11 protein-coding genes are annotated in these 13,973 nt (G+C 49.2%); 5 read left to right on the plus strand and 6 right to left on the minus strand.

Going from position 1 to position 13,973, the window contains the following annotated elements:
* The first annotated feature begins 79 nt into the window (after nucleotides 1–79).
* Nucleotides 80–550 carry a hypothetical protein gene (locus T491_RS0109155; protein WP_028903625.1) on the plus strand — a complete coding sequence of 157 codons (471 nt, stop codon included), beginning with the start codon at nucleotides 80–82 and terminating at the stop codon, nucleotides 548–550.
* Here T491_RS0109155 and T491_RS0109160 read toward each other — a convergent pair.
* Nucleotides 521–1,429, minus strand: coding sequence for a glycosyltransferase family 2 protein (locus tag T491_RS0109160; protein ID WP_028903626.1), 909 nt, complete (start codon nucleotides 1,427–1,429; stop codon nucleotides 521–523). The two genes, T491_RS0109155 and T491_RS0109160, sit on opposite strands and share 30 nt — an antisense overlap.
* Nucleotides 1,430–1,560: 131 nt before the next feature.
* Between T491_RS0109160 and T491_RS0109165 the strand changes: the two genes are divergently transcribed.
* Both T491_RS0109165 and T491_RS0109170 read left to right on the plus strand, forming a co-directional pair.
* The gene (locus T491_RS0109165; protein ID WP_028903627.1) at nucleotides 1,561–2,112 is read left to right on the plus strand and encodes a 30S ribosomal protein S16; all 552 of its coding nucleotides are present in this window, start codon (nucleotides 1,561–1,563) and stop codon (nucleotides 2,110–2,112) included.
* Between the two features lie 8 nt (nucleotides 2,113–2,120).
* Complete coding sequence (locus tag T491_RS0109170; protein ID WP_081773320.1) at nucleotides 2,121–3,278, plus strand: glycosyltransferase; 1,158 nt, start codon at nucleotides 2,121–2,123, stop codon at nucleotides 3,276–3,278.
* Here T491_RS0109170 and T491_RS17045 read toward each other — a convergent pair.
* Both T491_RS17045 and T491_RS0109180 read right to left on the minus strand, forming a co-directional pair.
* Nucleotides 3,259–4,236, minus strand: a complete 978-nt coding sequence (locus T491_RS17045) for a glycosyltransferase (protein WP_197018841.1) — start codon at nucleotides 4,234–4,236, stop codon at nucleotides 3,259–3,261. The genes T491_RS0109170 and T491_RS17045 overlap by 20 nt on opposite strands.
* 8 nt (nucleotides 4,237–4,244) lie before the next feature.
* Entirely contained in the window at nucleotides 4,245–5,231 is a 987-nt protein-coding gene (locus T491_RS0109180) for a glycosyltransferase family A protein (protein ID WP_028903629.1), read from the minus strand.
* 54 nt (nucleotides 5,232–5,285) lie between these two features.
* Between T491_RS0109180 and T491_RS0109185 the strand changes: the two genes are divergently transcribed.
* On the plus strand, nucleotides 5,286–6,767 hold the full coding sequence (locus T491_RS0109185; protein WP_028903630.1) for an oligosaccharide flippase family protein: 1,482 nt from the start codon (nucleotides 5,286–5,288) through the stop codon (nucleotides 6,765–6,767).
* On the opposite strand, the gene T491_RS0109190 is transcribed toward T491_RS0109185, so the two are convergent.
* On the minus strand, nucleotides 6,764–7,897 hold the full coding sequence (locus tag T491_RS0109190) for a porin (RefSeq protein WP_028903631.1): 1,134 nt from the start codon (nucleotides 7,895–7,897) through the stop codon (nucleotides 6,764–6,766). The genes T491_RS0109185 and T491_RS0109190 overlap by 4 nt on opposite strands.
* A gap of 116 nt (nucleotides 7,898–8,013) precedes the next feature.
* On the minus strand, nucleotides 8,014–9,465 hold the full coding sequence (gene rlmD, locus T491_RS0109195) for a 23S rRNA (uracil(1939)-C(5))-methyltransferase RlmD (RefSeq protein WP_028903632.1): 1,452 nt from the start codon (nucleotides 9,463–9,465) through the stop codon (nucleotides 8,014–8,016).
* A 211-nt stretch (nucleotides 9,466–9,676) separates the two neighbouring features.
* Here rlmD and ppdK point away from each other — a divergent pair, with 211 nt between their 5' ends.
* Nucleotides 9,677–12,397 carry a pyruvate, phosphate dikinase gene (gene ppdK / locus T491_RS0109200; RefSeq protein ID WP_028903633.1) on the plus strand — a complete coding sequence of 907 codons (2,721 nt, stop codon included), beginning with the start codon at nucleotides 9,677–9,679 and terminating at the stop codon, nucleotides 12,395–12,397.
* 451 nt (nucleotides 12,398–12,848) lie between these two features.
* On the opposite strand, the gene T491_RS0109210 is transcribed toward ppdK, so the two are convergent.
* Entirely contained in the window at nucleotides 12,849–13,973 is a 1,125-nt protein-coding gene (locus T491_RS0109210; RefSeq protein WP_369699753.1) for an alpha/beta hydrolase, read from the minus strand.

Here is a 13,973-nt window from a genome sequence, read left to right on the forward strand (position 1 = left end):
TATGAATTTTTAGCCAAAAAGCCTTGGCTGGTACATGATAAATTGTTACCTTTGCAGCGTTAAAAGGAGATGAATTGATATGAAGATGAGAGAAAAAGTAACAATTTTGCTGATGGCCCTGATGATGGGTCCAATCATGAGCTATGCTGAAGAGAACCAAGTCACCAGCGAGTGTGACACCACTTATATCAAACTCGATGAGAACCGTGTGCCCATCACGCATGTGAACCTGACATACGACGAACTCGTAGAGAAAGTTGGCGAACTTGAGACGATTCTGGAGACTGACGATTTCCAGCTCTACGCTGCAGGTGACTATACCTATAAAGTAGTAGGCGGTGTCGTAACCTCTATGGCTATTCAGATTCCTGATGACAACAACGATAAGGTGGTTTACAATCAGATTCTGAATACACTGGCTAAGAGCAATTCGCTGAAGGATACGCACAATACAGGTGGTAACTATTACCAGTATGCTAACTTCCAGATTCAGTTCGACGACTTTGAAGGTTACGAGAAATTAACCTTCTCTGCACTCGAGGTGGAGTAAGTTGAGGTAATACCCCAAGCGATACAATTTAAAAAGAGAGAGATAAGGGCGGGATCCACAGAGATTCCGCCTTTCTATTTTTCCAAATAATCGGTGCCACAGACGGATGAGCCACAGAATGGCTGGAATGTGGATGCCCGATACCAGGGTGAGCAGGCGCGAATAGCCACGCAGATCATGACGGAAAGAGCAGAGTGTGTGTAGTCCTTCCTCTGTCTTAGCCACAAAGTCGGCATTCGACTCGAAGGTGCAGAACCCCATCGGATTGTCGATATGTATGATGGGGATGCGATGGCGCTGCAGCGCCTTGCCCAATAGCACATCCTCGTAGCCGTAATAGCGCAGGCGCTCGTCGAATGGATGCTGGAGCATCACTTCTCGGGCGATAAGCAGATTGGCGGTATGCAGATGCTGGTAGGGCTTTTTCTGTCGCTCGCTGGCTGTATGGTGGGGTTCTTCGGCCTTTTCGTAACGATAGCGCAGCAGTTGCTGCTGTTCTATAGAATCGGCAGTGATACTGACGCCGCCATCAACCACCTGAGCAGGCAGACAGTCGAGATAACGTTGCAGAAAATCGGGGCGAATGAGCGTCATATCGCTATCTATATATAATAGGTACGCGTACGTAGCCTCTTGAGCAAGAAAGTTGCGGATAGCGGCACGCCCGGTGTTCTGCTTGCGCTCGATATAGCGGCAGTGGGCGAGGGTGGAAATCTGACGGTTAGCTGCAATACATGTCTGGTCGGTTGAGCCATCATCAGCCACCAGAATCTCGAAGGGTAATCCCAAAGCAACCGCTTGCTTGTGCAATCGGTTCACCAGTTCTACACACACCTGCTGATAGGTGGGAATCAGTATCGATAACGTTATATCACTCATTTTGGATGCAAAAATACAAAAAAAAGATGAAAATATTTTGTGGATTGATAGAAAAGTCGTAATTTTGCACCCGCTTTTACGAGATAAGAGCATGAAATTCAAATTATTAACAACAAATTAAAGATTAAAAAATGGCAACAAAAATCAGATTGCAGCGCGGTGGTCGCAAAGGTTATGCTTTCTACAGCATCGTTATCGCCGACGCTCGTGCACCACGTGATGGTCGTTTCACTGAAAAGATTGGTACTTATAACCCTAACACCAATCCTGCCACAGTAGACCTGAATTTCGAGCGTGCACTGTACTGGGTAGAGACAGGTGCTCAGCCCACAGACACTGTACGTAACATCCTGAGCCGTGAGGGCGTTTACCTGATGAAGCACCTGCGTGGTGGCGTAAAGAAGGGCGCTTTCGATGAGGCTGCTGCACAGAAGAAGTTCGACGCCTGGAAGGCTGACAAGCAGAACGGTCTGAACAAGATCGCTGAGGCTGAGGCTAAGGCTAAGAAGGATGCTGCTGCTAACGCACTGAAGGCAGAGAAGGCCGTTAATGAGGCCATCGCCAAGAAGGTAGCTGACAAGAAGGCTGCTGAGGCTGCTGCTAAGGCTGAGGCCGAGGCTGCTGCCGCTGCTGAGGCTGCTGCAGAGACTCCTGCTGAGGAGGCTGCTCCTGCTGAGGCATAAAGCTGGCTATGCATATACTCGAGATACCCTCGTTCTTTACCCCGTATGGAGGTGAATTCTGTTTGGAACAGGCCAAAGCTTTAAAGGCTTTGGGGCATGAGGTTCGTATATTGAGTAATGTACAATTAGGATTTACTATCGGAGGGAAGGACTATATGGTCCTTCCCTTCACTCGTTTTGAGCACGAGCGTGAGGGTATCACCATCTATCAGTCGTACCAGCGTGGTTGCCCACGCATGTTGCATCATAATGCGATGCGCTGGGTAAGCATCGTAGAGTCGATGTTCCGCACCTATGTCTACAGATATGGTAAGCCCGATATCATCCACGCTCACTGCGCCAAATGGGCAGGCTATGCTGCGATGCAGATTTGCAGGCAATATGGTATTCCCTATGTGATTACAGAACATCTGTCGCTGATGAGTCTGGAGGATGAGTTTGGTAAGGCTCCCAGCGATGCCTGGCAGATACCTCTGCTTAAACAAGCTTATCAACAGGCGGCGATGGTGCTGCCGGTATCTGAGGAACTGGTGGCTGAGACCGCTTGTTATTATGGTACAGACTACCGATGGCAGCATCTGTCGAATGTGATAGATACCGATTTCTTCCATTATGCAGAGCGGGATTATAGAACGGACAGCCCCTTCCGATTCTGCTGTGTGGCTGACTACTCTTATCGGAAAGGTTATGATGTACTGTTGGATGCCTGCCGACTGTTACAGGATCAAGGCTGTGATATAGAACTACATATCGCAGGTCGATTGACAGATAGGAAAGCCTGCCAACAGGCAATCGCAGAGAGAGGCCTGACGCAGATCGTTACTCATGGACAAATAGATCGTGAAGGTGTCCGCACATTGCTCTACCAGAGCGATGCACTGGTGCTGGCCAGTAGGAGCGAGGTACAGCCATTGGTACTGCTCGAAGCGATGTCGACAGGTATTCCCGTGATTGGTACTGAGTGTACCCCCCAGAACCAGCGGATAGCTGGTGGTTGTACAGTTGTGCCAATAGACGATGTTGAAGCCTTGGCAGCAGCAATGCAGCATGTGGCACAGGAAAGAAATACGGATGGTAAAGCCATTTCGGATGCTGTTAAACGGATGGCTTCGCCCAAAGTGGTAGGACAGCAACTGGTAAACTTGTTTAACGGAATAATCGTTTAGTAGCCACAAAGCTGTGACGTATCATGAGTCCTAACCGCCACAGCCATTCGTGCTGCATGACAGTAAACAATAGCTTGATTTTCCAATCTCTGTCAGTCAGCCATTCCCGTTCGTAGTTTAGTGTCTGGTGGAAGAGTGGTGCCTGATGCGAACGGAAGGCATGCATGCCTAATACAAAGATACGTTCTGCAAGAAAAGTCTGTATATCGAGATGCGCTTTGTTGGCCATATAACGGATCTGCTGGGTGGTTTTGTATACAAAATCGAAGAGTTTGATGTCGTCAGTGGCGTTCGATACTCCTCCGCAACTGTAGTTGAGTGTGATGTCTTGCAGATAGGCAATGTCGCCATGCTGAGCCATCACGAAAGCTATCTGCATGTCTTCGCTGACGTAGTTTGTTTGGCGAAACAGGCCAGCATCCTCCTCATAGGCTTTTCTGAACACCTCGGCCTTATAGAGTGATGTGCAGAGGTGAAACACACTCATGTTGCGCTGTGTGATGATATCTTTGAGCAGCTTATTGCCCGCTGTGATAGGGGCGTGCAGCCTTTGGTGGCTGGGATAGGTAGTACGGGTCAGTTCGTCGTAGAACTGCCAGTTGGTGATGACCATCGTCACGTTGGGATGCGCTTCCATGACCCTGACTTCCTTTTCCAATTTCTCTGTGTCAATCCAGAAGTCATCGCCTGCGCAATCGGCTATGTACCTGCCTCGGCATTGCAGCAGGCTGTCGAAATAATTATCTACAATCCCTTTGTTTTGTTCGTTTGCCAGCAGACGGATGATGACAGGATACTTGTCGGCATAGGTTTGACAGATAGCGCGGGTGTTGTCAGTAGAGCAGTCTTCGCCAATCACGATTTCGATGGGCAGATGGCACTTCTGCGACAGGATAGAATCGAGTGTTCGTGCTATCGTATTCTCCTGATTATAGGTGGTTACTACAACCGATATCATATTTTCCATCATCTTTCTTTTTTTATCAATGGAAGTGTGGATAGCAGAATCTTACGCCCGATGGTATTGTTGATCAGTCGGCGGAACAAGATGTATTTCTTGCTATATGGATGATTGGGTAGGGGGAGCAGTCCGTCCTTGCTTAGTTCTTCCAGCGTTTCCTTCAGTTTATCCTCCGACCGTGTCAGCATAATCGTGTTGTAGATATAATCCATCGTCAGTTGGGACACACGGCGTTGCAGGGCCACTTTGTCACTCTGCGGACTGGTGTCGGCTAATCGATTTAGATGAAGAATAACTTTCTTGGTATCATCGAGTCGTTTTTGGATGCTTGCCTCGTCATTCTGGTGTATGGCAGAAGTGGCACGCTCACGATAGAAATAGGCTTTTTCCTCTGTGATATAGACCGTTTCAGCTCGAATCAGCAGTTGGGGGGTAAATTCCTCGTCTTCGCCGTATGTAATGTCTGGGGTGAAGGCTAATTGTCCTCTGACAGCCTGGCGGAACAGGCAGCAACAGGTTGAACCATGAATGTTTGTTGTGCGCATCAGTTCGATGCCGTTCTTTTTTATGGGGGAGCAGATGGCACTGGCTGGCTGATCATGTCGATGGGTAAAATCAAACATCACTATATCGGCATCGCTGTTATTGCGTAGGATATCCAGACAGTGCTCGTAGGGCTCTGTCAGCAGATAGTCATCACCGTCGATAAGCTGGATGTACTGGCCTTTGGCCATAGCCATTGCTGTATTTCTCGCTACGCTAACACCGCTATTCTTCTGTCTGATGTAGATAATCTCGTCGCCATACTTCAGAAGGTCGTTCATCGGACTTGTTTCTGAGCCGTCGTCCACTACGATAATCTCCCGCTCTCCGGGTTGCAGCGAGAGAGCAAGAATACTGTCGATACATGTGCAGAGCAGTTCGACAGGCAGATTGTAGTAGGTCAGGATGAAACTGACCAACGGAGCTGGTGCTTGATGTCTTATTTCCATATTTGTTTATATAAACGTAATATTTTCCTGAATATTGCGTTTTATGATATAGATATGAACCAGGAACGCGACGAAGTTTACAGTCACGTGTTGAAATACACGGGAGTATTCGGAGGCGTACAGGGCCTGAATGTGTTGATAGGTCTTGTGCGCAATAAGTTTGTGGCCATGCTGTTAGGTCCTGGCGGTATGGGCTTGGTATCCCTCTTCACTACTACCGTTCAGTTGTTGTCGCAGGCTACGAACTTGGGTGTTTCGTTCAGTGCGGTCCGACATATTTCAGAATGCTACGATGCTGGTGATACTGAACGCGCAGCTCATTTTGTCAGAGTGGTGCGTGGCTGGTGCCTGCTTACAGCCCTGTTGGGCATGCTGTTGTGTATAGTGGTAGGTCCGTTTCTTAGTAATACCACTTTCGCATGGGGCGACCATACGTTGCATTTCATCCTCTTGTCGCCAGCCATCGGCATGTTGGCGATTACTGGTGGCGAAACGGCTATCCTAAAAGGTCAGCGCCGTCTGGGGGCGTTGGCATTGGTGCAGATATGTTCGGCTTTGGCGTCGCTGGTGATATCAATACCCATCTATTATTTCTTCTGGCAGGCAGGTATTGTGCCTGTCATCGTGTTGATGGCGTTTGTCACCATGTGCGCTACGTTGCGCTTCTCCTTGCGCCTCTATCCTTTGCAGTTAAGGGGTATGTGTGGTATCTTGGGCGAGGGAATGGAGATGGTGCGCTTAGGCGTGGCTTTTACGTTGGCGGGTATTGTGGGCAGTGCAGCTGAGATGGTCATCCGTTCCTACCTCAATGTGGTTGGCGATCTCGATATGCTGGGCTTCTATAATGCGGGCTATATGCTTACTATCACCTATGCTGGTTTGGTGTTCTCTGCGATGGATACGGATTACTATCCACGACTCTCTGGTGTGAATCAGGATGTAGAGGCTACAAACTTCACTGTTAACCGTCAGATGGAGGTTTCACTACTCATTGTGGCACCTATGCTCACTGCCCTGATAGCCCTGTTGCCAGTATTCATTCCGCAGCTGTTCACCAGCGAATTCCTGCCTGTGGTGCCTATGGCGCAAGTGGCCGCGCTGGCTATGTTTTTCAAGGTGCTGACGCTGCCTGTGGCTTATATCACGTTGGCGCGTGGCTATTCGCTCTCTTATCTGGCGTTCGAGTCGGCCTATTACGTGGCACTGGTGTTGCTGATTGTGATTGGTTACGAGCAGTGGGGCTTGTGGGGGACAGGTCTCGCCATCGCGCTGGCACACGCTTTCGAGTTTATGATGATTCATGTCTATGCCTACAAAAAATACGGCTACCGAATGACGGTAACCGTATCTCAATATGCGTTTGTTTTGTTTACCTTAGGTGGGCTCGCCTACGCTTGCACCATTCTGCTTACTGGCATTGTCTACTGGGTAGTAGAACTATTGGTGGTTTTGGCGAGTGGCCTGTATTCATTGCAGATTCTTCGTCAGAAGACACATCTGTGGCAGGCCCTTACCCGCAGGTTCCGCAAAAGTTAGAAACGGAAGTCGAGTTCTACGTCAACCAGATTGTAGTTGTGCTTTCCTTCAGCCAACTTGCGGTCGTTAACGTGAGAGTATTCTACGTGCATCTCCAGATTTTTGGTGAAGAAGTAGTTCAAACCGCACTCTACCTGGTTTACAGATGAATTCCATTCCTTAGCTACGCGATAAGTCTGGTAGCGAGCCTTTGCGTGGAGCTTGCCCTTGATGAGTGGCACAATACCAAATGCGTACCAACCATCAGCCTTGTCGCCGTATTCGAGATTAGAACCCCATCCCTGGTTATGGATATACTCTGCACGGAAGGTGTATTCATCCTTGTCGTACTCAGCTGAGAGACAGTAACGGTTCTTACGAACACTCTTAAGGGTAATGGTTTGTCTGCCGAGGATGGGATCTACATAAGTAGTTGCCATCTCACCGCGTGTACCAGTCCATCCGAAGGCACCAATACGAAGCCCCTTGATAGGCATTACCCACATGCCACCGATGATATCCTTCTTGTTGTCCTTGTCCTTCATGTTGATACCTTCACCATTGTAAATACCAACCTGATAGTGCAGCAACTTGCGTCCGCTTGCGTTTGGCAGAATATCACCAGCCACCTGGATACCAAGGTCGCGACCACCTGAAGATTTCTCGCCAGTACGATCGCCGAAACCAGAAAGGTTGTTGATTACATCAGCATATCCTCTCCAACCCTGGGTGATGGGGTGTGTGGGGTTCTCGAATGTGAAGGCACGCTTGAACTGACCTGCACGAATCTTGAACTCAGGATATTTGCGCCACTCAGCATAAAGGTCAACCAGCTGTACTGTGGGCTCGCCTGGCCCCTTAGCGTTGGTGCCCTGAATCTGAGCACGCCAGTCGAAGTCGCCAATCTTGCCATCGAGAATAAAACGAGCCAAGCGGAGGTTAAAGGTGTTAGTATGATCGCCTTCTTTGTCCTGACCCTGATACTGCAGCATACCATAGCCACTGAATTTAATGTTCTTTACCCAGGCAGGTACCTCAACGGTGGCCTTCTCCTGAGTAGCCTGTGTCTCTTCTACTTCTGGCAATGTTTCTGCATTTGCAGTCATTGTCATCGACGCCATCAGCGCCATCATCCAAAATAATTTTCTCATTGTGGTATGAATTAAAAAATTAGTAAATGTAGTTATCTGTAAAAATATTTTTAGTTAAACTTGGGGCAAATATATGAAAAAATATTGAAACTTCCAAGTATTTGCCCCAAATTCTTTTATCTGCGCTCCAGTAGCACCACATTTTCTACGTGTGGTGTGTGGGGGAACATATCAACGGGCTGAACGGCTGCCACGCGATAATCTACGTCGAGATCGTGCAGGTCGCGGGCTTGTGTGGCAGGGTTGCAGCTTACGTAAACAATACGTTTCGGAGCAGCGCCAAGGATGGTCTTCACTACATCGGGGTGCATACCAGCACGTGGGGGATCGGTAATAATCACATCCGGACGTCCGTGCTCGGCAATGAATTCCTCTGTCAGGATATCCTTCATGTCGCCTGCATAGAACAGGGTGTTGTCGATCTTGTTTACTTCAGAGTTGATCTTTGCATCCTCGATAGCTTCGGGCACATACTCAATACCAATCACTTTACGCGCCTTCTTGGCTACAAAGTTGGCAATGGTGCCTGTGCCGGTATAGAGGTCGTAAACCAGCTCGTTGCCAGTAAGCCCGGCAAAATTACGGGCTACCGAGTACAGGTGGTAGGCCTGCTCGGTGTTGGTCTGGTAGAAACTCTTGGGGCCAACCTTAAACTTCAGGTCCTCCATCAACTCATAGATGTGGTCGATACCCTTGAATACCAATATCTCCTGATCGCCAATGGTATCGTTGCACTTCTGGTTGTCGAGGTACATCAGCGAGGTAATCTGTGGAAACTTATCGGCGATATGCTGCAGCAGTCCCTTGGCCTGTTCCTCGCTCTGGGCCAGAGCCTCGGCCGATGTACGGTCGTAGTGGAACTGGAAGATAACCATCCACTCGCCACTGGCGCTGTTGCGGATGATGATATCGCGCAGCAGTCCTACTTGGGCACGCAGGTCAAAGAACGATAAGCCGTTGGCCATTGCATAGTCGCGTGCCTCGTTGCGAATCTCGTTCTGCAGATTGTCCATCAACCAGCATTTCTCGATAGGCAGTATCTTATCGAAAGCACCTGTAATATGGAATCCGATAGCGGGCACGTCCTTCAGACTCTGACTCTCGTCGTTGGGCAGTGTCTGAATCTGCTCCTTGGTCAGATAGCGCTTGTTGGCGCATCCGAAGTCGAGCTTGTTGCGATACGCCTGGGTATGTACGCTTCCTAAAATAGGCATAAACTCAGGCAACTCGATTTTACCGATACGGTGTAATTGGTCGTACACCTGCTGCTGCTTAAACTTCAGCTGTTCCTCGTAAGGCAGGTTCTGCCATTTACAACCGCCACACACACCAAAGTGTGCGCAGAATGGGGTCGCGCGTACCTTACTTAATTCTATGAATCTTACAACCTCGCCCTCGGCAAAGGAGTGCTTCTTGCGGCGGATCTGTACATCGCACACATCGCCAGGCACGCAGAAAGGTACGAATACCACCAGGTCGTCCCAGTGGAACAGACACTTACCTTCAGCAGCCGCAGCCTCTATTACAACACCCTCGAGGAGTGGTAATGGTTTCTTGTTTCTTGCCATATTATTCTTGATTTTGGGCACAAAGGTACAAAAAATCTATCAAAAATCCGTTGTATTCCATGTTTCCTGTAGTAAAACTATGCCAAAAAAGTGAAAATGTAACGTCGACTTTGCAAATTTTGCCGATTTTTCTTGTAGGTTTGATGGAATTTTAGTAATTTTGCAAAATCTAATCGAAAATAATTTATCATCAACAAAACAATAATTACGTATGAGTCAGAAAAGAGTTTACCTCTTCGGTAATGGTAAGGCCGAAGGAAACGCAAAGATGCGTGAGGAACTTGGTGGTAAGGGTGCTAACCTTGCTGAGATGAACCACATTGGTGTTCCTGTTCCTCCAGGTTTCACAATCACCACAGATTGTTGTAATGAGTACTATCAGGTTGGTCAGCAGAAGATTATGGAGCTTCTGAACGACGACGTGATGGCTGCCGTGAAGCACATTGAAGATTTGATGAACTGTAAGTTCGGCGATGCCCAGAATCCTCTGCTGGTATCTGTTCGTTCTGGTGCCCGTGCCTCAATGCCTGGTATGATGGACACCATCCTGAACCTTGGTTTGAACGACGAGGTTGCCGAGGGTATGGCTAAGAAGACAAACAATCCTCACTTCGTGTACGACTCTTATCGTCGTTTCGTACAGATGTACGGCGATGTTGTGCTCGAGATGAAGCCCGTAAATAAAACTGATATCGATCCATTCGAGGAGATTATCGAAAAGGTTAAGAAGGAGAGCGGTGTTGTTCTGGATAAGGACCTCTCAGTAGAGGACCTGAAGAAGCTGGTTAAGCTGTTCAAGGCTGCTATCAAGGAGCGCACAGGTAAGGACTTCCCAAATGATCCTATCGAGCAGCTCTGGGGCGCTATCTGTGCTGTGTTCCGTTCTTGGATGAACGAGCGCGCTATCCTGTATCGTAAGATGGAAGGAATCCCCGACGAGTGGGGTACAGCCGTATCAGTTATGGCCATGGTATTCGGTAACATGGGCGACACATCAGCTACTGGTGTATGCTTCAGCCGTGATGCCGCTAATGGTGAGAACCTGTTCAACGGTGAGTATCTGGTTAACGCTCAGGGTGAGGACGTTGTGGCTGGTATCCGTACTCCACAGCAGATCACAAAGATTGGTTCTCAGCGTTGGGCTGAGCGCGCTGGTATCTCTGAGGAGGAGCGCGTAGCCAAGTATCCTTCAATGGAGGAGGCAATGCCAGAGATCTATGCTGAGCTGAATGGTATCCAGGATAAGCTGGAGCACCACTATCACGATATGCAGGATATGGAGTTCACCGTACAGGAGGGCAAGCTCTGGTTCCTCCAGACACGTAACGGTAAGCGTACTGGTGCTGCTATGGTTAAGATTGCTATCGACCTGCTCCACGAGGGTATGATCGACGAGAAGACTGCCATCCAGCGTTGCGAGCCTCAGAAGCTCGACGAGCTGCTGCACCCAGTATTCGATAAGAAGGCTCTGGCTGCTGCTAAGGTTATCGCTCAGGGTCTGCCCGCATCTCCTGGTGCTGCTTGTGGTCAGATTGTATTCCACGCTGACGACGCTAAGGAGTGGCACGAGAACGGACACAAGGTAGTACTCGTACGTATCGAGACCTCTCCTGAGGATCTGGCTGGTATGGCTGCTGCCGAGGGTATCCTCACAGCTCGTGGTGGTATGACATCTCACGCTGCCGTTGTGGCTCGTGGTATGGGTAAGTGCTGCGTATCGGGTGTAGGTGCTCTGAATGTAAGCTATAAGGATAAGACCGTTGAGATCGACGGCGTAGTATATAAGGAGGGCGACTTCATCTCCCTGAACGGTACAACTGGTCAGGTATATGCTGGCGAGGTTCCAACAAAGGCTGCCGAGCTTTCTGGCGACTTCAAGGAGCTGATGGACCTCTGCGACAAGTACACTAAGCTGCAGGTTCGTACCAATGCTGATACACCACACGATGCACAGGTAGCTCGCGCTTTCGGTGCTAAGGGTATCGGTCTTACACGTACCGAGCACATGTTCTTCGAGGATCAGAAGATCGTTGCTATGCGTGAGATGATTCTGGCCGACAGCGTTGCCGGACGTGAGAAGGCTCTTGCTAAGCTGCTGCCTTATCAGAAGGCTGACTTCAAGGGTATCCTCGAGGCTATGGACGGTCTGCCAGTTAACATCCGTTTGCTCGATCCACCTCTCCACGAGTTCGTTCCCCACGATCTGGCTGGTCAGCAGACCATGGCTAAGGAGATGGGCGTAAGCTTGGATGAGATTAAGCGTCGTGTTGACTCACTCGCTGAGAACAACCCAATGCTGGGTCACCGTGGTTGCCGTCTGGGTATCACATTCCCTGAGATTACCGCTATGCAGACCAAGGCTATCCTCTCTGCAGCTTGCGAGCTGAAGAAGGAGGGTAAGAACCCAATGCCAGAGATCATGGTTCCTCTGATTGGTACTATCAACGAGCTCAAGCAGCAGAAGGAGATCATCCAGTATGCCGCTAAGGAGGTATTCGCTGAGTATGGTATCGAGGTTGAGTTCGAGATTGGTACAATGATTGAGATTCCACGTGCTGCCCTGACAGCTGATCTGATTGCTTCAGAGGCTCAGTACTTCTCATTCGGTACTAACGACCTTACTCAGATGACCTTCGGTTACAGCCGTGACGATATCGCTTCGTTCCTGCCTGTATACCTCGACAAGAAGATTCTGAAGGTTGACCCATTCCAGGTACTCGACCAGAAGGGTGTAGGCCGTCTCATCAAGTTTGCCGTTAAGGAAGGCCGTGAGGTACGTCCTGACCTCCGTTGTGGTATCTGTGGTGAGCATGGCGGTGAGCCCAGCTCTGTGAAGTTCTGCGCCAAGATTGGCATGAACTACGCCAGCTGCTCTCCATTCCGTGTGCCCATCGCACGTCTCGCCGCCGCCCAGGCTGCCGTTGAGGAGTAATAATCACTCTTACATAATTTGCTGAGAGACCTGCCCTAATGGACAGGTCTCTTTTTTATATCTCATTTGAGAGCATGTCGAAGTACAATCTTATCCGCGTAGAGGCATTCGTCTGTGGTGAACGTGTGTCTACAATCGAGGACTCAGGATTTACAAACGTCGAACAGGTTATAACGAGACTCCTTTCGTCTTTACATGAAGACGTGCCACGCCCAACCAAGGTTCAGATAAAGATATCGAATCTTGACAAGAAGCAAACGCGATTATATCAGAGAATATTAAAGTGACTGACATATAAACATTGATACGATTAACCTTCACAGAAGCCTAAAACCCTATTTGAGAACAATTTGGAAATAACAGCCTCAAAATTTCTGAAGGACAAATATCGAAACATCTCCCAAATCTTTTCGATTTGGGAGATGCTTATTGGTGTGGCTTGTACCTAAGCCTATCTCAAATACGTTTTGAAAAACTCCTCCAGTTTATCCCAAGGAATCATATTCTTGGGTTCGCCCTTACCTACGAGTTCAGTATATCCGCCGTCGTAGAGGTCGCAGTGCGAGGCACCGGGGATGATGAGCAGCTGCTTGTTCTCAGGATTAGGATTAGGTTTGCCGACGGTGTTGTAACCTTCGGCCTTCCCTTCGACCATATATTTGTAGGCAGCTTCGCCGAAATAGCGCGAGTGAGCCTTCTCACCATGCATCACAAGGACTGCCGAACGAATCTCGTTGATATAATATAGGAAGCGGCTATTGGCGTAGGCCTGGGTGCCGATGACACGCCAGCCATCGTTGGAGTTGCCGCTGCGTGCATGATAGCCTCTTTCTGTTTTATAATAATCATAGTAGTCCTTAACAAATTGTGGCGCATCATCAGGCAGTGGGTCGATGACTCCACCTGCCATTTCCTTCGGATCTGAAAGGCGCTGTTTGGAAAGTGCCTCGCGTGCGGCATGACGGTCAGGCTCGTTGTCGTTGGCATCATAATAGCCGTTGCCGCTCACACGTGTCATGTCGTACATCGTACTCGCAACGGTTGCCTTGATACGGGTATCTGCAGCTGCAGCATTGAGGGCGATGCCTCCCCATCCGCATATGCCGATGATGCCAATCTTCTCGGCATCGACGTTCTCCAACTGCGACAGATAATCGACAGCTGCCATGAAGTCCTCGGTGTTGATGTCGGGCGATGCCGTACGATGTGGCTCACCACTGCTCTCGCCAGTGTACGACGGGTCGAAGGCCAGCGTCACAAATCCGCGCTCAGCCATCCGCATGGCATAGAGTCCGCTCGATTGCTCTTTTGTGGCTCCAAACGGGCCGCTCACAGCGATGGCTGCAAGTTTCCCCTCTGCATCTTTCGGCTCGTAGAGGTCTGCCGCCAGCGTCAGGCCATATTGGGTTTCAAACGTCACTTTCTTGTGGTTCACTTTCTCGCTCAGCGGGAACACCTTGTCCCACTCCTGTGTCAGATTCAATGTTGTCATATTCTCTTCTTTTTTATTTTGTTCTTGGTTTGTGCAGGCTGTGAGCAATCCGCCCATCAGTACTGCGGCTAAAATTACTTTCAT

Origin of the sequence: Prevotella sp. P6B4, assembly GCF_000619985.1 — a bacterium.
GTDB lineage: Bacteria > Bacteroidota > Bacteroidia > Bacteroidales > Bacteroidaceae > Prevotella.

Coding starts and splice junctions, on each gene's coding strand:
- T491_RS0109160 (WP_028903626.1), bottom strand. CDS start 1,429: ATGAGTGATATAACGTTATCGATACTGATTCCCACCTATCAGCAGGTG.
- T491_RS0109210 (WP_369699753.1), bottom strand. CDS start 13,973: ATGAAAGTAATTTTAGCCGCAGTACTGATGGGCGGATTGCTCACAGCC.
- T491_RS0109170 (WP_081773320.1), top strand. CDS start 2,121: ATGCATATACTCGAGATACCCTCGTTCTTTACCCCGTATGGAGGTGAA.
- T491_RS0109155 (WP_028903625.1), top strand. CDS start 80: ATGAAGATGAGAGAAAAAGTAACAATTTTGCTGATGGCCCTGATGATG.
- rlmD (WP_028903632.1), bottom strand. CDS start 9,465: ATGGCAAGAAACAAGAAACCATTACCACTCCTCGAGGGTGTTGTAATA.
- ppdK (WP_028903633.1), top strand. CDS start 9,677: ATGAGTCAGAAAAGAGTTTACCTCTTCGGTAATGGTAAGGCCGAAGGA.
- T491_RS0109185 (WP_028903630.1), top strand. CDS start 5,286: ATGAACCAGGAACGCGACGAAGTTTACAGTCACGTGTTGAAATACACG.
- T491_RS0109180 (WP_028903629.1), bottom strand. CDS start 5,231: ATGGAAATAAGACATCAAGCACCAGCTCCGTTGGTCAGTTTCATCCTG.
- T491_RS17045 (WP_197018841.1), bottom strand. CDS start 4,236: ATGATATCGGTTGTAGTAACCACCTATAATCAGGAGAATACGATAGCA.
- T491_RS0109165 (WP_028903627.1), top strand. CDS start 1,561: ATGGCAACAAAAATCAGATTGCAGCGCGGTGGTCGCAAAGGTTATGCT.
- T491_RS0109190 (WP_028903631.1), bottom strand. CDS start 7,897: ATGAGAAAATTATTTTGGATGATGGCGCTGATGGCGTCGATGACAATG.